This is a genomic window from Pseudomonas qingdaonensis (assembly GCF_018398475.1).
GTDB classification, from domain to species: domain Bacteria; phylum Pseudomonadota; class Gammaproteobacteria; order Pseudomonadales; family Pseudomonadaceae; genus Aquipseudomonas; species Aquipseudomonas palmensis.
Genome location: NZ_CP074676.1, coordinates 569,873 through 589,844 on the forward strand (window position 1 = coordinate 569,873; position 19,972 = coordinate 589,844).

Genomic DNA, 19,972 nt, shown 5'->3' on the forward strand with positions numbered 1-19,972 from the left:
TACGTTTACAGCCCTTTGAGCAGATCCGCCATATCGTCCGCGTGCTCTTCTTCCTGGGCCAGGATGTCTTCGAAGATGCGCCGGGTGGTCGGGTCGCTGTCACCGATGTACTGGATGATCTCGCGGTAGCTGTCGATGGCGATGCGCTCGGCGACCAGGTCTTCGAGCACCATTTCCTTGAGGGTCTTGCCTGCCACGTACTGCGCGTGGGAGTTCTTGCTCAGGTTGTCGGGGTTGAAGTCCGGTTCGCCGCCCAGCTGCACGATGCGCTCGGCCAGCTTGTCGGCGTGCTCCATCTCCTGGTTGGCGTGCTCCAGGAACTCTTCGGCGGCCACGTTGGCCTTGATCCCCTCGGCCATGAAGTAGTGGCGTTTGTAGCGCAGTACGCACACCCACTCGGTGGCCAGCGACTCGTTCAGCAGGCGCAGGATCTTTTCGCGGTCGGCGGTGTAGCCTTCGGTCACCGCACCGTCTTCCACGTGCTGGCGGGCGCGGTGGCGCAGGGTTTGTACATCGGTCAGTTCAACGTTGCTCATCATGTTCTCCAAGCTGAAAACGGGGTTTCACGCTCTGACGGCGCGTCGGGTGCACAGTGTGTGATTGATTGGCGCGCTAAAAGTTTTACGCGCCGGGAAGGGCCTGTTCGTCCTTCTGGCGTTGCTCGCACGTCTTGAAGCCCTTGGCATCCACATGCCCGGTGGCATCGAAACGCACGTAGTAAGCCTGTTGCTTGCCTTCATGGTTTAGCACGTAGTTGTTGCATGTGCCGCCGTGGGGCAGGTCGATGACGGAGGAAGGGCTGCCGCCGATGGCGATCACCTGCTGCATGGTCATGCCGTTGCCCACCTGCTTGACCAGCGGCTGTTCGCGGTAGGTCACGTAGTCCACTGGGTTTTCAGGGCGGTTGCTGCCGCAGCCTACCAGGGTGGCGCTTGCCAGCAGGGCTGCCAGGGCGTGCTTGTACATGGTCTCGCTCCCTTGTGAAGGCCGTCATGGCCTGATAAGGGTTGGAACCGCAGCGCACGCCGGGAGTTCGATTGCAGTTGCCATTGTTGTGCCTGTAGGGTGGTGCGCACTGCCACGGATCGGGAGGGGCCGCCATGTCGCAAGCGCTTGCAACGCGTTATCCACTGGTACTGGTGCCGGGCATGCTCGGCTTCGTGCGCCTGGTGCTGTACCCGTACTGGTTCGGCATTGTCGCGGCCCTGCGCCGGGGCGGGGCCACGGTGTTCCCGGTGCAGGTCTCGCCGGTCCACGGCAACGAGGTGCGCGGTGAACAGCTGCTGCGCATCATCGACGACCTGCGCCGCCGCACCGGCGCCGACAAGGTTCACCTGCTGGGCCACAGCCAGGGTGCGCTGACCGCCCGTTATGCGGCGGCCAGGCGCCCGGAATGGGTGGCCTCGGTCACCTCCATCGCGGGCCCCAACCACGGCTCCGAACTGGCCGACTACCTGGACAGGCACTACCCCGGCGATTCCGTCCGCGGGCGCCTTCTCAAACTGGTGCTGCACGGGCTGGCACGGCTGATGGGCTGGCTGGAAACCGGCTGGCGCGGGGCAGGCCTGCCCATCGACGTGCACGCCTCGCACCAGTCGCTGACGTTCGAGGGCGTGGCCCTGTTCAACCAGCGTTATCCACAGGGCCTGCCGCTGACCTGGGGTGGCCAGGGGCCGGCCGAGGTCGACGGGGTGCGCTACTACTCGTGGTCGGGCACCTTGCAGCCGGGCATCACCGACAGCGGGCGCAACCGCTTCGATGGCAGCAACCGCTTTTGCCGCCTGTTCGCGCGCACCTTCGTGCGTGAACCGGGCCAGTGCGACGGCATGGTCGGGCGGTTCAGCTCGCACCTGGGCCAGGTGATCGGCGACGACTACCCGCTGGATCACCTGGATATCGTCAACCAGTCACTCGGCGCGGTGGGCAAGGGCGCCGACCCGGTACGGCTGTTTACCGAGCACGCGGCGCGTCTGAAGGCGGCGGGGCTTTGAGGCGGCGCAGCGGGGTGGTCCAGCGTTCGGCCAGAATCACCCCGGCCAGGGTCAGCACGCCGCCCACCAGGTGATACGGCGCCAGGCGCTCGTCGAGCACCAGTGCCGCAATCACCGCGGTCAGCGCCGGCAGCAGGTTGAAGAACAGCGTGGTGCGGCTGGGCCCCAGGCGCACCACCGCCTGCATCCACACCAGTGGCGCCACGATCGAGGCCAGCACGCAGGCATAGAGCACCAGGCCGATGTTGTCCACGCTCAGCCCGGCCTTGGGCGAGAACAGGTACAGCGGCAACAGCACCACGATCGCCACCAGCACCTGCAGGTACAGCAGTTGCAGCGGCGGCAGGCGCAGTTGCCACTTTTTCAGCAGGGTGCTGTACACCGCATAGGCCAGGGTGGCGATCAGCATCATCGCGTCTCCCAGGTTCAGGCCGTGGGCCAGCAGCGCGGCCGGGTCCCCGCCGGACACCACCACCAGCACCCCGGCGAACGACACCAGTGCACCCAGCAGCGCGCCGGCGCTCAGGCGCTGGCCCAGGGTGGCGATGGCCAGGGCCAGCGACATCAGCGGCATCAGCGACAGGATGATGCCCATGTTGGTGGCGCTGGTGATGGCGGCGGCAAAGTACGCCAGGCTCTGGTAAACCGCCATGCCCAGCACCCCGAGGATGACGATCTTGCCCAGGTGCGGACGGATCGCCGCGCGGTTGCGCAGCACTGCCCGCAGCAGGAATGGGCTGAGCAGCAGGCCGGCGAGCACCCAGCGGTAGAAGCCGATCTCGGCAGGGAAGATGGCGCCGACGGCCAGCTTGTTGACCACGGTGTTGCCGGCCCAGATCAGAATGGCCAGCAGGGGGAACGCATAATTCATGCAACAGGGACTCTTTGAAGATGACGGCGGTCATTATCCGCCTGTCTGTCTGGATGTTTATACTGCGATCCAGACAACCCGCCCATTGATCCAGACAGCATTCGACCGACAGCATGGCACGCAAATACCTCGACATCCCGCAGCTGGACGCGCTACCGGCACCGGTGTACTTCCGCTATGACGAGTTCGGCGCCGACACCCACAGCGCCGCGCACCGTCACGCCTGGGGCCAGCTCAACTACACCGCCCACGGGGTGATGCAGCTGGAGATCGACGGCCGGCGCTTCTTCTCGCCGCCCAACTACGCGGTATGGGTGCCGCCGGACACCGAGCATGGTTGTTACAACCCCCAGGCCGTGGTGTACCGCTCGGTGTACATCACCCGCGAGCTGAGCCAGAGCCTGCCTGCGCAGCCGTGCAGCCTGGTGATCAGCGACATCCTCAAGGCCATCCTCGGCGATTTTGCCCGGCGCGACGTCAAGGTACCGCGCACCGATGCCGACCAGCGCCTGGCCCAGGTGCTGGTGGACCAGTTGCACTGCGCCCCGGTGCACACCGGCTACCTGCCGTACGCCCAGGGCCCGGGCCTGCGCAGCGTGCTGCAGGCCCTGCAGCGCAACCCTGGGGACAACCGTCCGCTGGGCGACTGGGCCGCCAGCGTGCATGTGAGCGAGCGCACCCTGGCCCGCCAGTTCATCCGCGAGCTGGGTATCAGCTTTGGCGAATGGCGCCAGCGTCTGCGGTTTCTGCGGGCCATCGAGGCCCTGGAGGGCGAGCAGAGCATCCAGCAGATCGCCTTCGACCTGGGCTACGGCAGCCCATCGGCTTTTATCGCGATGTTCCAGCGCCAGGCCCAGTGCACCCCGGAGCAGTACCGACGCCAGGCGCGCCGCGGCTGACAAGGGTTTGTAAAAATTCTTGTCTACACTGGTGTCGAGGCTGCGCGGATGGCGTGGCGACCAGGAGAATGCCCCATGAAAATGTTGCGTGTGCCGTTGCTGCTGCTTGGCGTCCTGATGTGTTCGCAGGGGTTCGCCGCCACCGCACAGCAGGAGAAGATGAAGACCTGCAATGCCGACGCTACCTCCCAGGCGCTCAAGGGTGACGCGCGCAAGGCGTTCATGAGCACCTGCCTGAAAAAGGCCGAGCCCGCGACCCAGCAGGAGAAGATGAAGACCTGCAATGCCGACGCCACCACCCAGGCGCTCAAGGGCGACGAGCGCAAGGCGTTCATGAGTACCTGCCTGAAGAAGAAATGAGCCCCCGCTGAGGCTCAGTCGCGTGCCGGCAGGCCCACATACACCAGCCGGTCCACGCCCTCGCCAAAGAAGAACGAGAACGGCCGCCCCAGTGCGTCCATGCGCTGGTTGCACTCGGCGTGCAGTTCCCGGGCACGCGCATGGGTCATCTCGGCCATCGGCGCCGATACCAGTGGCGGGCCGATCACGAAGTGCAGGTGAATGTTGTCGGGGTTAAGGTAGTCGAGCCAGTTGCGGGTGCTGAACGCCACCTGCAGGTTGCCGTTATCGACCAGTCGGCGCAGCGCCGCGTCTTCGAACTGCAGGTGCACTGGCACCTGTGCGGCCTGGAAGTCGCGGTTGCGCACGTGCAGCAGGCCCTGACGGCCCGAGCCGAGCTCGCCTGGCCCGGTGGCGAGCATGTAGAACGGCAGTGTCGGAGTCATACCGGCCTCCAGGGTGCAGAGCATCTGGTCATCGGCCTGCGGCAGCACCTTGAGGTAGGGGTTGCTGTGCGGCGGGGTACCGATGTCCTGGCCAAGGGCAATGTGCAGGTTCTGCGGGGTCAGCACGGTGGTGTCGAAGTGACGCGGCGGCGCGCCCGTGCCCTGGCGCTGGCCGGTCAGCCCCTGGGCCTGGCCAGCGTCGAAACGCAGCTTCATGTTCAGGGTCACCGCATTGCGTGCCGGGATGATGGCTTCGAACACCTCGCGAATCTCGTCCAGCTGCTGTGGGCTCAGTGAGTCGTCCGTCAGGCGCAGGTGCACCACCTTGTCGTTGTACTCGTCCATCTCCATTACCAGGCTGTCGGTGGGGATGTGGTGCGCGGCCAGCAGCGCGAAGATCGATTCGCGGTAGCTGTAATTCACGTCCCGGCTGTAGTACAGGTCGCCCACCGGCGCCTGGAAGTGCAGCACCAGAAAGTCCTTGTCACAGCCTGCGAGCAACAGCGCGAGCGCGCACAGCAGTACCTTACGCATGGGGTTCCTTGGCCGTGTCGGCGTGTTCCTGCAGCGGCAGCAGGCGAGGCTGCCACAGGCGCAGGGTTTCGATGAGGGTGGGCCGACCATTGACGCTAAGAATGATGGCCACGCCCCGGCTGAACATCACCTCCACCTCGTTGTGCGGTTCGGTCTTTTCCTCGATGTCCTCCAGCGGCATGTGCACCGCGATGCCCTGGATGCGGTGGTGTATTTCGCCGAAGTGCTGCAGCGAGTAGCCCCAGGTGTCCAGCGGGCCTTGCAGGCGGTACACCGCGGCGCGCTTGCCGGTGACGTGGGCCAGTTTCTTCCAGGGCAGGTCGGTGGTGCCGACCAGCTTGCGCAGCATGTAGGCCGGGCCGCCGAGAAACGCCAGGGCCTCGCGTTCGCCGTCGTTCAGCTGGCGTATCGGGGTGGCTCGGCGCAGGTACCTGACGCGGTTGAGCCAGGTCATGAAGAACGTCCAGAAGATCGGCGTGATGCGCCAGACAATCAGCACGCAGAGAATCGGCACCAGTATTTCGAGGATATCTTTTTCGCGCATGCACGCTCCTGCGATTGCGCATGGGCGCGCGGTCATTCCGTGAGGGCGGGCATCATAGAAAGATTGCCCTGGCAACGCCAGCGCGCCGCGCCCCGCGTGCCCCTATGCCTGCTCGTAGAAGGCTGGCAGACTGCCGTCTTTGTGGTCTTTCTGCCTCCGAGGTTGTATGACATTTACCCAGCGCCAGATCGTCCTGGCGAGTTGGCTCATCGTGTTCACCGGGTTGCTGCTGGCGCTGCCGCTCAAGCTGCTGCCCAGCCTGCTGGCCGGCCTGCTGGTGTTCGAGCTGGTCAACATGCTCACGCCCAAGCTGCAGCACCTGATTGCCGGGCAGCGTGCGCGCTGGGTGGCGGTGGCGTTGCTGGGCACGCTGATCGTGAGCGTGCTGAGCCTGCTGTTTGCCGGGGCCATCAGCTTTCTGCTGCACGAGGCGGAGAATCCCGGCGCGTCGCTGGACAAGTTCATGCTGCTGGTGGACCAGGCGCGCGGGCAGTTGCCGCCGTTCATCGACGCCTACCTGCCGGCCAGTGCGGCGGAGTTCAAGGTGGCCATCGGCGAATGGTTGCGCACCCACCTGGCCGACCTGCAACTGGTGGGCAAGGGCGCGGCGCACATGTTCGTGACCTTGCTGATCGGCATGATCCTGGGCGCCATCGTGGCCTTGCAGCGCATCCCCGACCTGACCCAGCGCAAACCGCTGGCCGCGGCCTTGTTCGAGCGCCTGTCGCTGCTGGTGCAGGCGTTTCGCAACATCGTGTTCGCGCAGATCAAGATCTCGCTGCTCAACACCGCCTTTACCGGGGTATTCCTGGCGGTGGTGCTGCCGCTGTTCGGGGTGCACCTGCCGCTGACCAAGACGCTGATCGTGCTGACCTTCCTGCTGGGGCTGCTGCCGGTGATCGGCAACCTGATGTCCAACACGCTGATCACCATCGTCGGCCTGTCGCTGTCGATCTGGGTGGCGGTGGCGGCGCTGGGCTACCTGATCGTGATCCACAAGGTCGAGTACTTTCTCAATGCGCGCATCGTGGGCGGGCAGATTCGCGCCAAGTCGTGGGAGCTGCTGCTGGCGATGCTGGTGTTCGAGGCGGCGTTCGGCTTGCCGGGCGTGGTCGCGGGGCCGATCTACTATGCGTACCTGAAGAGCGAGTTGCGCCGGGCCGAGCTGGTGTAAGGCCTACGGGCCTCTTCGCCAGCCTTGCTGGCGAAGAGGCCAACTCATTTCTGTGGATAAGTGACCGCTTCCACGCGATCCAGCCCCGCACCCATGAAGAACGTATACGGCCGCCCGAGCTTCATCTGCTCGGCGTAGCACTGGCTGTTCAGCGCCTTGACCCGATAGTCGATCTGGTAGGCACGCATCAGCTCGTGCTCGCCCAGGTCCGCCAGCTTGAACGCGATGCTCAGGCTCTTGCGGTTCTGCTCGTCAGCCGGCAGCAGCGCGAGTTCACCCTTGTCGACCTGCTGCTGCAGGCTGGCCTGCTTGAAGCGGTAGCGGGCACTCACCTTCCACAGGCTGAAGGCATCCGCTTCGCCTGTTTCGGCAAACTCCAGCACCACCCGCTGCGGGTCATCGCCCTTGGCCGCGTAGACGTCGGTCATGCCCGGGTAATACTGGCGCGGGCTGATGTACAGCAGGCAACTGACCTCGGCCTGCACCTGTTCGTTGACATCCATCGTGGTGCCCGGCCATTGCTCCGGCATCGCGGCCACCGTGCTCACTTCGTCGCCCGGTTCGGCGGGCAGGGTGAACGAGGCGGGCATCGCCTCCAGGGCCTGCAGCTGGCTTGGGGTCAGGCGCTGGCGCTCGGCGGCGGTGGGTTGCAGGGTGACTTCGATAGCGAAGGTGACAGCGTTGCGCGCCTGCACGATGTCCTCGAACAGCCCGCGCAAGGCGGCCTGCTGCTGTTCATCCAGCGGTTGCAGCAGCACCACATGCACCAGGCGCTTGTCCTCGGCATCCACGTCGAAACGCAGGCGCTTGGGGTCGACCTGGCGCTGTTCGAGGGCCTCGCCGATCATCTGCAGGTTGATCGGGTCCAGCCCCCAGCGGGCGGTGCCGACGTCAGTCTGAAAGCGCACGCTCATGAATGTTTCATCGCCGCAGCCGCCCAGCAGCAGCGCGCTCGACAGTGCCAGGGTTCTGGCCAGGTTCATTGGGTTTCTTCCTTGTAGGTCACCGATTCGAGCCGGTCCAGGCCGTCCCCGACCCGAAAGCTCAGGGGGCGTGGCAAGTGATTGGCAGCGCTTTCGCACGAATGGATCAGCTGCGAAGCATTGGGTTGCAACGGAAAACTGCGGTACAGCCGCTGTTGCCCCAGGTCCGAAAAGCCCAGCATTACCACCAGTGGGTCCACCGACAGGTAGTTCGGCTCGACGAGCCACAGTTCGCCTTTGTCGATCCTGCCTTGCAGGCCGGCGTCGGTCAGCCGGTAATGCGCCGGGTAGTGCGCTTCGCCCAGCTCGACGCTGACCTGATTGGCCGTGTCCAGCGTCATCTGCCACAGGCCGGTGATGCCTTCTGGCAACGGCTTTACCGGCAGCGCCTGCAGTTGGCAGGTGACCTTGGAGTTGATGCGTTCGGTCACGTCCCGCGGCACGTTGTCGTCGTCCCTGGGCATCAGCGCCATGGTCAGCACCGTCGGGCTGAGCTCCAGCGGGATCAACAACGGTTGCGGCAGCGCGTCGATCCGCTGGCGCTCTGCCGCGCTCAGGGCCTGGCGTTGCTCGGGGGTGATGTCCAGGGTGAGTTCGATCTGCAGCGTGTTCGCCGCGCGTGCCTGCAGGATCTCGTCGAACGGTTCGCGCAACGCCTTGCGCTGCGCCTCGCTCAGCGGCTGCAGTTCCCTCACGTACACCAGGTGTTGGTCTTCGAGGTCGACCCGCCAGCGCAGGCTTTTCGGGTCGATCTGGCGTTGCACCAGGGCCTCGTCGATCATCTGCTGCTTGCGCGCGTCCAGGCCGGTGCCCGAGGAGCCGGCCGAGTCCTCGAAGCGCAGGGTCATCAGGTCGTCGTTGCAACCGGCCAGCAGCAGGGCGCTGATCAGCGCCAGGGGTTTGAAACTCATCTGTTCACGTCCTTGTGGGGCGGCGGGCTAGCCGTAACGCTTGCGGGCTTCGATCGCCAGGCCGCTACCGATGCTGCCGAAGATGTTGCCCTCGACGTGGCGCGCGTTGGGCAGCATGGCCGCCACGCTCTGGCGCAGGGCGGGGATGCCGCTGGAGCCGCCGGTGAAGAATACCGTGTCGACCTGCGCCACCCCTACACCGGCCTTGTTCAGCAGCTCGCCGACGCTGCCACGCACACGTTCGAGCAGGCTGTCGATGGACGCCTCGAACAGCGCACGGGTCAACTCCACACTCAGCTCGGGCTGCACGCGCTTGAGGTCGACCAGGCGGCTGTCGCTGTGGGTCAGCTCGATCTTGGTGGCTTCCACTTCCATCGCCAGCCAGTGCCCGGCGCGCTGTTCGATCAGCTTGAACAGACGGTCGATGCCGTCGGTGTCCTCGATGTCGTAGCGCATGCTGCCCAGCGCCAGCTGGGATTTCTGCGAGTACACCGAGTTGATGGTGTGCCAGGTGGCCAGGTTCATGTGGTGGCTGGTGGGCATGAAGGCACCGCTTTTCATGCGGCTGCCATAGCCGAACAGCGGCATCACGCCCTGCAGGCTCAGCTGCTTGTCGAAGTCGGTACCGCCGATGTGCACGCCACCGGTGGCCAGAATGTCGGCGTGGCGGTCATCGAGCATGTGGCGCTCGGGGGCCAGGCGTACCAGCGAGAAGTCCGAGGTACCACCGCCGATGTCGACGATCAGCACCAGCTCTTCGCCCTGGATGCTCGACTCGTAGTCGAAGGCTGCGGCGATGGGTTCGTACTGGAACGACACGTCCTTGAAGCCGATCTTCTTCGCCACCTCGGCCAGGGTGTCTTCGGCCTCCTGGTCGGCGGCCTGGTCGTCGTCGACGAAATGCACCGGGCGGCCCAGCACCACCTCGTCGAAGTCGCGCCCGGCATTTGCCTCGGCGCGCTTCTTCAGCTCGCCGATGAACATGCCCAGCAGGTCCTTGAACGGCAGCGCGGTGCCCAGCACGCTGGTGTCGTGCTTGATCAGCTTGGAGCCCAGCAGGCTCTTGAGCGAGCGCATCAGGCGGCCTTCGTAGCCCTCCAGGTACTCGTGCAGGGCCAGCCGGCCATAGACCGGGCGCCGCTCCTCGATATTGAAGAACACCACCGAGGGCAAGGTGATCTTGCCGTCTTCCAGGGCAATCAGCGAATCCACGCCGGGACGGTGCCAGCCGACGGTGGAATTGGAGGTGCCGAAGTCGATACCGCAGGCGCGGGCCGGGGATGCGTGACTCATGGGTGTGCTTCCGGGGGAAAAACGGCCGCGCAGTTTATGCCAGCCATCGGCAGAATCAAGACCGAATATCTGCTCGACAGCAATCCTTTGTCCGACTTGAAAGGCTATGCTTGACCCCAATCTTCACAGCAGTGATGCATTCGATAACCGATGGTGAATCGTAAAGATGGACTTCAAAGACTATTACAAGATCCTTGGCGTAGAGCCCACGGCGGATGAAAAGGCGATCAAGACCGCCTACCGCAAGCTTGCGCGCAAGTATCACCCGGACGTCAGCAAAGAGCGCGACGCCGAAAACCACTTCAAGGAAGTGAACGAGGCCTATGAGGCCCTGAGCAGCCCTGAAAAGCGCGCCGAATACGACGAGCTGCGCAAGTACGGCCAGCACGGCCGGCCCTTCCAGGGCCCGCCGGGCTGGGAAAGCCGTGGCGGTGGCGGTGGCGGTGCCGACTTTGGCGGCGGCGACTTCTCGGACTTCTTCAGTTCCATTTTCGGCTCGGCCGGACGTGGCAACGGCAACCCCTTTGGCCGTGGCCAGCAACGCAGTGCCGGTCGGCGAGGGCAGGACGTGGAAATGGAACTGGCGATTTTCCTCGAGGAAACCCTGGCCAACGAGTCGAAGAAGATCAGCTTCCAGGTGCCGCAGTACAACGCGGCCGGGCAGCGCACGGGCGACACCACCAAGACCCTCAACGTCAAGATCCCTGCCGGGGTGACCGACGGCGAGCGCATCCGCCTCAAGGGCCAGGGTGCGCCGGGCGTGGGCGGCGGCGCCAATGGCGACCTGTACCTGATCATTCGCCTGGCACCCCACCCGCTGTTCGATGTCGAAGGGCATGACCTGATCATCACCGTGCCGCTGGCACCGTGGGAGGCTGCGCTGGGCACCAAGGTCGAGATGCCGACCCTGACCGGCAAGGTCAACCTGACCATCCGCCCCGACAGCCAGAGCGGCCAGCGCCTGCGCATCAAGGGCATGGGCCTGAGCAACAAGCAGGGCCAGCGTGGCGACCTGTATGCGCAGCTGAAGGTGGTGATGCCGACGCAATCGAGCGCCGAAGCCCGCGAACTGTGGACCAAACTGTCGGAGAAGGCCGGGTTCAACCCGCGAACTCAATGGAGTAAGTGACCATGAGCAGTACCCTGATCGTTCAACTGGACATGCGAACCCTTTGTCAGGAGGCCGATGTACCGGCAGCCTACGTGATCGAGATCGTCGAACACGGCATCGTTGAACCTTCGGGGCGAACGCCGGAGGAATGGGTGTTCGACGACCGTGCCCCGGTGCTGGCCAAGCGCGCGGCCAAGCTGCACCAGGAGCTGGAACTGGAGTGGGAAGGGGTGGCGCTGGCGCTGGAGCTGCTGGAGGAAGTGAAGCAGTTGCGCAGTGAGAATTCGATGTTGAAGCAGCGCCTGGGCAGGTTTGTGCAGGGCTGACTGACGCCTTCGCCGGCAAGGCCGGCTCCAGTGTAGGAGCCGGCCTTGCCGGCGAAGGCCGCGGCTCAATCCCTGGGCTCTGCCCCCGGTGCCAGCATCAGTTGCATGAAGGTCAGGTCCAGCCACTTGCCGAACTTCACCCCCACCTGCGGCATCTGTCCGTTCAGGGTGAAGCCTAGCCGCTCGTGCAGGCGGATCGACGCCGTATTGCCGCTCTCGATCGCCGCCACCATCACATGCTTGCCACAGCCCCTGGCACGCTCGATCAGCGCCTGCATCAGCAACGGCCCCAGGCCCTGGCCGCGCTGGTCGCTGCGGATGTACACCGAATGCTCCACGGTGTGGCGAAACCCCTCGAACGGGCGCCAGTCGCCGAACGAGGCATAGCCCAGCACGTCCCCTGCCTCATTCACCGCCACCAGAATCGGATAACCCTGCCCCTGGCGCGCCGCGAACCACGCCTGGCGATTGCCCAGGTCGACCGTCTGCTCGTTCCAGATCGCCAGGGTGTTGAGCACCGCGTCGTTGTAGATATCACGGATGGCCGGCAGGTCGGCGTGCACGGCGTCGCGGATGTGATTCATGACAGGCTCTCGAAACGGGACAGGCGCACAGATTAAATCGTAACCAGGCCGCGTACACCTTCGGCCTCCATGTTTTCCCCGCGGCCCTGCTGCACGATCTCGCCGCGGGACATCACCAGGTACTGGTCGGCCAGCTCGGCGGCAAAGTCGTAGAACTGCTCCACCAGCAGAATCGCCATGTCGCCACGCGCGGCCAGTTGGCGGATCACCGCACCGATCTCCTTGATCACCGATGGCTGGATGCCTTCGGTGGGCTCGTCGAGAATCAGCAGGCGCGGGCGGCTGGCCAGGGCGCGGCCGATGGCCAGTTGCTGTTGCTGGCCACCGGACAGGTCGCCGCCGCGGCGGTGTTTCATCTGCAGCAGTACCGGGAACAGTTCGTAGATGAAGGCCGGCACCTCCCGCGCCTGGCTGGCGCCGAAGCGTGACAGGCCCATCAGCAGGTTCTCCTCCACCGTCAGGCGCGGGAAAATCTCGCGGCCCTGGGGCACGTAGGCGATTCCGGCGTGCACGCGCTGGTGCGGCTTGAGCGTGGTGATGGCCTGGCCCTCCCAGTGCACGCTGCCTTCGCGGGCGGGCAGCAGGCCCATCAGGCAGCGCAGCAGGGTGGTCTTGCCCACGCCGTTGCGGCCCAGCAGGCAGGTGACCTCACCGACCTTGGCCTGGAACGACAGGCCACGCAGGATGTGGCTGCCGCCGTAGTACTGGTGCAGGGTGTCGATTTTCAGCATGTACCTTGTCCTTTTTTGTCTGTACCGGCCTCTTCGCCGGCAAGGCCGGCGCCTACCAGAGCCGCGGTGTCTCTGTAGGAGCCGGCGTTGCCGGCGAAGCTTTTCAGCGCCCCAGATAAACCTCGATCACCCGATCATCGGCCTGCACCTGTTCCAGCGAACCCTCTGCCAGCACGCTGCCCTGGTGCAGCACCGTCACATGGTCGGCAATGCTGCCGACAAACCCCATGTCGTGCTCCACCACCATCAGCGAATGCCGGCCGGCCAGGCTTTTGAACAGCTCGGCGGTGAATTCGGTCTCGGCGTCGGTCATGCCCGCCACCGGTTCGTCCAGCAGCAGCAACTGCGGGTCCTGCATCAGCAGCATGCCGATCTCCAGAAACTGCTTCTGCCCATGGGACAGCAACCCCGCCGGGCGCTGCGCCGACCCGGTCAGGCGAATGGTCTGCAGCACCTGGTCGATACGGTCGCGCTGTTCGCCGCCGAGTCTCGCGCACAGGCTGGCCCACACCGACTTGTCGGCCTTCTGCGCCAGTTCCAGGTTTTCGTACACGCTCAAGGCCTCGAACACCGTCGGCTTCTGGAACTTGCGCCCGATGCCGGCCTGGGCGATCTGCACCTCGCTCATGCGCGTCAGGTCCAGGGTCTCGCCGAACCAGGCCTTGCCGGTGGTGGGGCGGGTCTTGCCGGTGATCACGTCCATCAGCGTGGTCTTGCCCGCCCCGTTGGGCCCGATGATGCAGCGCAACTCGCCCACGCCGATGTACAGGTTCAGCGCATTCAGCGCCTTGAAGCCGTCGAAGCTCACGCTGATGTCCTCCAGCGTCAGCACCGTGCCGTGGCGCACGTCCAGCCCCGGCTGGCGTGCCTGGCCCAGGCCGATGGCATCGCGACCGCTGCCGGCGTCGATGATCGGTTCGAGCATGAACTCGGGGTGTACGGCAGGCAGTGGTACGCTTCTCATTGTTCACCCCTTTTCTTCAGCAGGCCGACCACGCCCCTGGGCAGGTAAAGCGTTACCAGAATGAACAGCGCACCGAGAAAGAACAGCCAGAACTCGGGGAACGCCACGGTGAACCAGCTCTTCATGCCATTGACCACGCCGGCGCCCAGCAGCGGCCCGATCAGCGTGCCGCGCCCGCCCAGGGCTACCCACACGGCGGCCTCGATGGAATTGGTGGGCGACATCTCGCTGGGGTTGATGATGCCCACCTGCGGCACGTACAGCGCACCCGCCAGGCCGCACAGCACGGCGCTCAGCACCCACACGAACAGCTTGAAGCCGCGCGGGTCGTAGCCGCAGAACATCAGGCGGTTCTCGGCGTCGCGCAGCGCCGTGAGCACGCGCCCGAACTTGCTGCGCGCCAGGCGCCAGCCCAGGTACAGGCTGCCCGCCAGCAAGGCCACGGTGAGCAGGAACAGCACCGCGCGGGTGCCCTGGGCGGTGATCTCGAAACCCAGGATGCTGCGAAAGTTGGTGAAGCCGTTGTTGCCGCCAAAGCCGGTCTCGTTGCGAAAGAACAGCAGCATGCCGGCAAAGGTCAGGGCCTGGGTCATGATCGAGAAGTACACGCCCTTGATCCGCGAACGGAACGCGAAGTAGCCGAACACCAGCGCCAAAAGCCCCGGCGACAGCACCACCAGGCACAGTGCCCAGGCAAAGTGCTGGGTGCCGGCCCAGTACCACGGCAGCTCGCTCCACGACAGAAAGGTCATGAACGCCGGCAGGCCGTCGCCGGCCGCTTCGCGCATCAGGTACATGCCCATGGCGTAGCCGCCCAGGGCGAAGAACAGGCCATGGCCCAGCGACAGCAACCCGGCGTAGCCCCACACCAGGTCCAGCGCCAGGGCAACGATGGCGTAGCACAGGATCTTGCCCACCAGGGTCAGGGTGTAGGCCGACACCTGCAGGCTGTGGCCGGCTGGCAGCAACGACAGCAGTGGCAGGGCGATCAGCACCAGCAGCACCAGGGCGCCGACGGCCAGGGTCAGGCGCGGGCCGGCTTTTTGCGTAGCAGTGACAAGCAGTGGCTGGTTCATCAGTCGATTACCCGTCCCTTGAGGGCGAACAGGCCTTGCGGACGCTTCTGGATGAACAGAATGATCAGCGCAAGGATGAGGATCTTGCCGAGCACCGCACCGATCTGCGGTTCCAGCAACTTGTTGGCTATGCCCAGGCCGAACGCGGCCCACAGGCTGCCGGCCAGTTGCCCGACGCCACCGAGCACCACCACCAGGAACGAGTCGATGATGTAGCTCTGGCCCAGGTCCGGGCCGACGTTGCCGATCTGGCTCAGGGCCACACCGCCAAGGCCGGCGATACCCGAACCCAGGCCGAAGGCGAGCATGTCCACGCGCCCGGTGGGCACGCCGCAGCAGGCGGCCATGTTGCGGTTCTGGGTGACGGCGCGCACGTTCAGGCCCAGGCGGGTGCGGTTGAGCAGCAGCCAGGTGAGCAGCACCACGCACAGGGCGAAACCGATGATCACCAGGCGGCTGTAGGGCAGCACCAGGTTGGGCAGTACCTGCAGGCCGCCGGAGAGCCAGGCCGGGTTGGCCACCTCGACGTTCTGCGCGCCGAACAGCAGGCGGATGGCCTGGATCAGGATCAGGCTGATGCCCCAGGTGGCCAGCAGGGTTTCCAGCGGGCGCCGGTACAGGTGGCGGATCACCGTGCGTTCGAGCAGCATGCCGACCCCGGCACTCACACCGAAGGCCACCGGCAGTGCCAGCAGCGGGTAGAAGTCCAGCGCGCCGGGGGCGTAGCGCTGCACCAGCACTTGCACCACGTAGGTGCTGTAGGCGCCGAGCATCAGCATTTCGCCGTGGGCCATGTTGATCACCCCCAGCAGGCCGAAGGTGATCGCCAGGCCCAGGGCTGCCAGCAGCAGTATCGAACCCAGCGACAGCCCGCTGAAGGCCTGGCCGAGCAGCTCGCCGATCAGCAGCTTGCGCTTGACCTGGGCCAGGCTGGTTTCGGCGGCGGTGCGCACCGTGGGGTCGGTTTCCACACTGGGGTCGAGCAGGCTTTCGAGGCGGGTGCGGGCCATCGGGTCGCCGGTTTCGCCCAGCAGGCGCACGGCGGCCAGGCGTACGGCGGGGTCTGTCGCGACCAGTTGCAGGTTGGCCAGGGCCAGGCCCAGGGCTGCGTGCACGGCGGCGTCGGGCTCGCTGGCAAAGCGCCGGTCGAGGAAGGCGACCTGAGCGGGCTGCGCGCTTTTCTGCAGTTGCTGGGCGGCGGCCAGGCGGACCCTGGCGTCATCGCTGAGCAGTCGATGGCTGGCCAGGGCGTTGTCCACCAGGCCGCGCAGGCGGTTGTTCAGGCGCAGCTTGCGGCTGTCGTCCGGGCCCAGGCGGCCTTGCTGCAGCGAACTCAGCAGTTCGAGGCGCGCGGGGTCGGGTTGCGCCGCCCAGCCCTGCAGCAGGCTGGCCTGTTCGTTGGGCTTGGCGGCGATGAAGTAGTCGGCGTCGCCAGCGGCCCGGGCTGCCAGAGGCAGCAGCAGGAGCAGGGCGAGCAACAGCGAGTGGAGTGCCTTGGGCATGGCGGCTTCCTCGAAAGGTTAGGTGACTGTCAGGGCCTCTTCGCGGGTCAAGCCCGCTCCTACAGAGTTCGGTGATCCCTGTGGGAGCAGGCTTGACCCGCGATGGGCCGCACGGCGGCCCCCTGCCTCAGTTGCCTTTCACGGCATAATCCGGCCGCTTGTCGTTGCCCGGAATGAACGGGCTCCACGGCTGCGCGCGCAGCGGCTGCTCGGTCTGCCACACCACGCTGAACTGCCCGTCATCCTGGATCTCGCCGATCATCACCGGCTTGTGCAGGTGGTGGTTGGTCTTGTCCATGGTCAGGGTGAAGCCCGACGGCGCCTTGAACGTCTGCCCAGCCAGCGCCTCGCGCACCTTGTCCACATCGGTGCTCTTGGCCTTTTCCACCGCCTGGGCCCACATATGGATGCCCACATAGGTGGCCTCCATCGGGTCGTTGGTCACTGCCTTGTCGGCGCCCGGCAGGTTCTTCGCCTTGGCATAGGCCTTCCAGTCGGCCACGAACTGCGTGTTGACCGGGTTGTCCACCGACTCGAAGTAGTTCCACGCCGCCAGGTGCCCCACCAGCGGCTTGGTATCGATGCCGCGAAGCTCCTCTTCACCCACCGAGAACGCCACCACCGGCACGTCGGTGGCCTTCAGGCCCTGGTTGGCCAGTTCCTTGTAGAACGGCACGTTGGAGTCGCCGTTGACGGTGGAGATCACCGCCGTCTTGCCCCCGGCCGAGAACTTCTTGATGTTGGCCACGATGGTCTGGTAATCGCTGTGGCCGAACGGGGTGTACACCTCCTCGATGTCCTTGTCGGCCACGCCCTTGCTGTGCAGGAACGCACGCAGAATCTTGTTGGTGGTGCGTGGGTAGACGTAGTCGGTGCCCAGCAGGAAGAAGCGCTTGGCTGCGCCACCGTCCTCGCTCATCAGGTATTCCACCGCCGGTATCGCCTGCTGGTTGGGCGCTGCCCCGGTGTAGAACACGTTGGGCGACATCTCTTCACCTTCGTACTGCACCGGGTAGAACAGCAGCCCGTTGAGTTCCTCGAACACCGGCAGCACCGACTTGCGCGACACCGAGGTCCAGCAGCCGAACACCACCGCGACCTTGTCCTGGGTCAGCAACTGGCGGCTCTTCTCGGCGAACAGCGGCCAGTTGGAGGCCGGGTCGACCACCACCGGCTCCAGCAGCTTGCCGTTGACCCCGCCCTTGGCGTTGATCTGCTCGATGGTCATCAGGGCCATGTCCTTGAGCGAGGTCTCGGAGATCGCCATGGTGCCCGACAGCGAATGCAGGATGCCGACCTTGATGGTCTCGGCGGCCTGGACCGTCCAGCTCAGGCCCATCGCGGCAATCGATGCGCTGAGGGTGAATGCCTTGATCAGACTGCGACGCTTCATAGTGCTCTCTCCATGGGATCGAATGGTTCTGCTGGGCAGACGGCGACTTTGTGCAGAGAGCTTTAGCAAGGGCTGTGCCGATGTCGTACACAGGCTTGCCAGCGGCGTGTTCACAAGGTGCAGGGCAGGGTGGGTGCACCGGGATGGCGCTTGCCGTGGTGCAGTACGCGCAAGGCTGCACAGCAATAGTTCACGGCGATGCCTTATGCTTGCGCCCTCACTTCAACTCGGCTCAAGGATTTTCGCCATGGAAGCGTCATCGCTGTACTTTCGCTGCAACATCACCCCGGCCCAGTACCAGGCCGCGGTGACCTCACCTGCGGCGGGCGCTGGCGAGTTTGATGACTGGCAGCAATGGCTGGACGCCGCCGAGGTGCACGGGGTACGTGATCTTGACCAGAAGACGCCTGAAAATGCGGTGGCGCTGGGCGATTTGCTTCAGGGCTGGGTCGACTGCATGTACGGCAGCCTGATGCAGTACGACGAGGCGTCGCAGGTCTGGCAGTTCGCGTTGGTGGAGTTCACCAACAATTACGGCGAGATGATCCAGCTGCTGGCCCCTCTGCGTCAGATGGCGAAGTACGCCAAGCCGGAGTCGGACAGCTTCCTGCTGGTCTATTCGTATATCTGGGGTGATGGCGACAATGCGTTCCTCACCCTGGGCCAGCAGCGCAGCCAGTTTGCCAGCGGCCCTTCGCCCGAACAGCGGGCCGAGGCCGATGGCGTGCTGGAAGGGCTTGCCCAAGCCCTCCAGCAGCAGGAGTACGACTACGACTGACGCGGCGTGGTAGCGGGCACCGGCACACGCGCCTGGCGCTTGCGGCGCACGGTCTGGTAGGTCACGGCCAGCAGCACGAACCACAGCGGCGTCACCAGCAGGGCCTGGCGGGTATCGCTCTCCAGGCACAGCAACACCAGGATGAAGGCGAAGAACGTCAGGCATACCCAGCACATGAAGCGCCCGCCCGGCATCTTGTACTTCGAGGCCTGGTGCAGCGGCGCACGCTCCTTGCGGTAGGTGAGGTACGACAGCAGGATCAGCGTCCACACGAACATGAACAGGATCGCCGACACCGTGGTCACCAGGGTGAAGGCCTCGATCAGGTCGGGGATCACGTACATCAGGGCCGCGCCCAGCAGCAGGCAGGTGCACGAGAAGTACAGGCCGTTGGCCGGCACCTTGCGGCTGGACAGGGTCTCGAAGCTTTTCGGCGCATCGCCCTGCTGGGCCAGGCCGAACAGCATGCGGCTGGTGGAAAACACCCCGCTGTTGGCCGAGGAGGCCGCCGAGGTCAGCACCACGAAGTTGATGATGCTCGCCGCCGCCGGCAGCCCGGCCAGCACGAACAGCTCGACGAACGGGCTCTTGCCCGGCACCACGTCGCGCCACGGGGTGACGGCCATGATCGCGATCAGCGCCAGCACGTAGAACATGATGATGCGGATCGGGATCGAGTTGATCGCCCGCGGCAGGGTGCGTTCGGGGTTCTTCGCCTCGGCGGCGGTGGTGCCCACCAGTTCGATGCCGACGAAGGCGAACACGGCAATCTGGAAGCCCGCGAAAAAGCCCATCAGGCCATGGGGGAACATGCCCGCGTCATTCCACAGGTTGCTCAGCTGTGCACTGGTGCCGGTGGGCGACTGGAAGCCGACGAACACCATGTACAGGCCGGTGCACACCAGCGCCATGATCGCGATGATCTTGATCAGGGCGAACCAGAACTCGATTTCGCCGAACAGCTTCACCGTGATCAGGTTCAGCGACAGCAGCACGCCGACGCAGGCCAGGGCTGGCGCCCATTGCGGCAGGTCAGGGAACCAGAACTGCGAGTAGGCGGCGATTGCGATCACGTCGGCAATGCCGGTGATGATCCAGCAGAACCAGTAGGTCCAGCCGGTGAAGTAGCCGGCCCAGGGGCCGAGCAGGTCGGCGGAGAAATCGATGAACGACTTGTAGTTGAGGTTCGACAGCAGCAGTTCGCCCATGGCACGCATGACGAAGAACAGCATGAAACCGATGATCATGTAGACGAAGATGATCGACGGGCCAGCCAGGCTGATGGTCTTGCCCGAGCCCATGAACAGGCCGGTGCCGATGGCCCCGCCAATCGCGATGAGCTGGATATGGCGGTTGGTGAGGTTGCGTTGCAGGTCGTGGGCCGGGGTGTCCGGCGGTTGCTGGTTGGTCATGGGTGGCATTCCATTGAGAAGTCAGTCTTCTTGTGCGTGAAGCGCTCGCTAGGCTATCACGGGCTTTTGCCCTGGCGAGGTGGCAATACGTCTCAAGTTGGTACGTTCGC

22 protein-coding genes are annotated in these 19,972 nt (G+C 65.1%); 7 read left to right on the forward strand and 15 right to left on the reverse strand.

The genetic code is table 11. The features are described 5' to 3' along the window. Nucleotides 1–5: 5 nt before the first annotated feature. Nucleotides 6–536, reverse strand: a complete 531-nt coding sequence (locus KH389_RS02610) for a ferritin-like domain-containing protein (protein WP_043863506.1) — start codon at nt 534–536, stop codon at nt 6–8. A gap of 85 nt (nt 537–621) precedes the next feature. Then, nucleotides 622–966: an osmotically-inducible lipoprotein OsmE gene (gene osmE, locus KH389_RS02615; protein WP_043863505.1), complete on the reverse strand. Its 345-nt coding sequence runs from the start codon at nt 964–966 to the stop codon at nt 622–624. Between the two features lie 134 nt (nt 967–1,100). On the opposite strand from osmE, the gene KH389_RS02620 reads away from it, so the two are divergent. Next, nucleotides 1,101–1,991: an esterase/lipase family protein gene (locus KH389_RS02620; RefSeq protein WP_213606831.1), complete on the forward strand. Its 891-nt coding sequence runs from the start codon at nt 1,101–1,103 to the stop codon at nt 1,989–1,991. On the opposite strand, the gene KH389_RS02625 is transcribed toward KH389_RS02620, so the two are convergent. Next, nucleotides 1,951–2,862 (reverse strand): DMT family transporter, encoded by a 912-nt coding sequence (locus KH389_RS02625; protein WP_043863503.1) that lies wholly within the window; start codon nt 2,860–2,862, stop codon nt 1,951–1,953. The genes KH389_RS02620 and KH389_RS02625 overlap by 41 nt on opposite strands. A 113-nt stretch (nt 2,863–2,975) precedes the next feature. On the opposite strand from KH389_RS02625, the gene KH389_RS02630 reads away from it, so the two are divergent. Continuing rightward, nucleotides 2,976–3,761: an AraC family transcriptional regulator gene (locus tag KH389_RS02630; RefSeq protein WP_043863502.1), complete on the forward strand. Its 786-nt coding sequence runs from the start codon at nt 2,976–2,978 to the stop codon at nt 3,759–3,761. A 75-nt stretch (nt 3,762–3,836) separates the two neighbouring features. Then, nucleotides 3,837–4,121, forward strand: coding sequence for a PsiF family protein (locus tag KH389_RS02635; protein WP_043863501.1), 285 nt, complete (start codon nt 3,837–3,839; stop codon nt 4,119–4,121). 14 nt (nt 4,122–4,135) lie between these two features. Here KH389_RS02635 and KH389_RS02640 read toward each other — a convergent pair whose 3' ends face one another. Continuing rightward, complete coding sequence (locus KH389_RS02640) at nt 4,136–5,080, reverse strand: hypothetical protein (protein ID WP_213606832.1); 945 nt, start codon at nt 5,078–5,080, stop codon at nt 4,136–4,138. Continuing rightward, nucleotides 5,073–5,624 (reverse strand): hypothetical protein, encoded by a 552-nt coding sequence (locus KH389_RS02645; protein ID WP_213606834.1) that lies wholly within the window; start codon nt 5,622–5,624, stop codon nt 5,073–5,075. The genes KH389_RS02640 and KH389_RS02645 overlap by 8 nt, the downstream gene beginning before the upstream one ends. 166 nt (nt 5,625–5,790) lie before the next feature. Between KH389_RS02645 and KH389_RS02650 the strand changes: the two genes are divergently transcribed. Next, the gene (locus tag KH389_RS02650) at nt 5,791–6,798 is read left to right on the forward strand and encodes an AI-2E family transporter (RefSeq protein WP_054916161.1); all 1,008 of its coding nucleotides are present in this window, start codon (nt 5,791–5,793) and stop codon (nt 6,796–6,798) included. Nucleotides 6,799–6,842: 44 nt separating this feature from the next. Here the strand turns inward: KH389_RS02650 and KH389_RS02655 are convergent, their stop codons facing one another. The 3 genes from KH389_RS02655 to KH389_RS02665 are packed head-to-tail and all read right to left on the reverse strand — an operon-like array spanning nt 6,843 to nt 9,985. Beyond that, the gene (locus KH389_RS02655; RefSeq protein WP_043863497.1) at nt 6,843–7,781 is read right to left on the reverse strand and encodes a hypothetical protein; all 939 of its coding nucleotides are present in this window, start codon (nt 7,779–7,781) and stop codon (nt 6,843–6,845) included. Further along, entirely contained in the window at nt 7,778–8,692 is a 915-nt protein-coding gene (locus tag KH389_RS02660; protein WP_043863496.1) for a hypothetical protein, read from the reverse strand. Before KH389_RS02660 ends, KH389_RS02655 begins: the two co-directional genes overlap by 4 nt. 27 nt (nt 8,693–8,719) lie before the next feature. Further along, nucleotides 8,720–9,985 (reverse strand): Hsp70 family protein, encoded by a 1,266-nt coding sequence (locus KH389_RS02665; protein ID WP_043863495.1) that lies wholly within the window; start codon nt 9,983–9,985, stop codon nt 8,720–8,722. 166 nt (nt 9,986–10,151) lie between these two features. On the opposite strand from KH389_RS02665, the gene cbpA reads away from it, so the two are divergent. Together cbpA and KH389_RS02675 are read left to right on the forward strand one after the other, a co-directional pair. After that, nucleotides 10,152–11,114 carry a curved DNA-binding protein gene (gene cbpA, locus KH389_RS02670; RefSeq protein ID WP_043863494.1) on the forward strand — a complete coding sequence of 321 codons (963 nt, stop codon included), beginning with the start codon at nt 10,152–10,154 and terminating at the stop codon, nt 11,112–11,114. Nucleotides 11,115–11,116: 2 nt separating this feature from the next. Continuing rightward, nucleotides 11,117–11,422, forward strand: coding sequence for a chaperone modulator CbpM (locus tag KH389_RS02675; RefSeq protein ID WP_043863493.1), 306 nt, complete (start codon nt 11,117–11,119; stop codon nt 11,420–11,422). A 65-nt stretch (nt 11,423–11,487) separates the two neighbouring features. Here KH389_RS02675 and KH389_RS02680 read toward each other — a convergent pair whose 3' ends face one another. From KH389_RS02680 to urtA, 6 genes are all read right to left on the reverse strand, one after another. Next, nucleotides 11,488–12,006 carry a GNAT family N-acetyltransferase gene (locus tag KH389_RS02680; protein WP_088514153.1) on the reverse strand — a complete coding sequence of 173 codons (519 nt, stop codon included), beginning with the start codon at nt 12,004–12,006 and terminating at the stop codon, nt 11,488–11,490. A gap of 32 nt (nt 12,007–12,038) precedes the next feature. After that, nucleotides 12,039–12,737: an urea ABC transporter ATP-binding subunit UrtE gene (urtE, locus tag KH389_RS02685; protein WP_043863491.1), complete on the reverse strand. Its 699-nt coding sequence runs from the start codon at nt 12,735–12,737 to the stop codon at nt 12,039–12,041. A gap of 103 nt (nt 12,738–12,840) precedes the next feature. After that, nucleotides 12,841–13,701, reverse strand: a complete 861-nt coding sequence (gene urtD, locus KH389_RS02690) for an urea ABC transporter ATP-binding protein UrtD (RefSeq protein WP_167400197.1) — start codon at nt 13,699–13,701, stop codon at nt 12,841–12,843. After that, complete coding sequence (urtC, locus tag KH389_RS02695; protein ID WP_213606835.1) at nt 13,698–14,777, reverse strand: urea ABC transporter permease subunit UrtC; 1,080 nt, start codon at nt 14,775–14,777, stop codon at nt 13,698–13,700. Before urtC ends, urtD begins: the two co-directional genes overlap by 4 nt. Then, on the reverse strand, nt 14,777–16,279 hold the full coding sequence (gene urtB, locus KH389_RS02700) for an urea ABC transporter permease subunit UrtB (RefSeq protein WP_213606836.1): 1,503 nt from the start codon (nt 16,277–16,279) through the stop codon (nt 14,777–14,779). Before urtB ends, urtC begins: the two co-directional genes overlap by 1 nt. 127 nt (nt 16,280–16,406) lie before the next feature. Beyond that, nucleotides 16,407–17,672 (reverse strand): urea ABC transporter substrate-binding protein, encoded by a 1,266-nt coding sequence (gene urtA / locus KH389_RS02705; protein WP_043863487.1) that lies wholly within the window; start codon nt 17,670–17,672, stop codon nt 16,407–16,409. A 247-nt stretch (nt 17,673–17,919) separates the two neighbouring features. Here urtA and KH389_RS02710 point away from each other — a divergent pair, with 247 nt between their 5' ends. Continuing rightward, complete coding sequence (locus tag KH389_RS02710; protein ID WP_213606837.1) at nt 17,920–18,450, forward strand: hypothetical protein; 531 nt, start codon at nt 17,920–17,922, stop codon at nt 18,448–18,450. On the opposite strand, the gene cycA is transcribed toward KH389_RS02710, so the two are convergent. Continuing rightward, a complete protein-coding gene (gene cycA, locus KH389_RS02715) occupies nt 18,441–19,862 on the reverse strand; it encodes a D-serine/D-alanine/glycine transporter (RefSeq protein WP_054916158.1) in 1,422 nt (473 codons plus the stop codon). The two genes, KH389_RS02710 and cycA, sit on opposite strands and share 10 nt — an antisense overlap. Nucleotides 19,863–19,972: the final 110 nt, after the last annotated feature.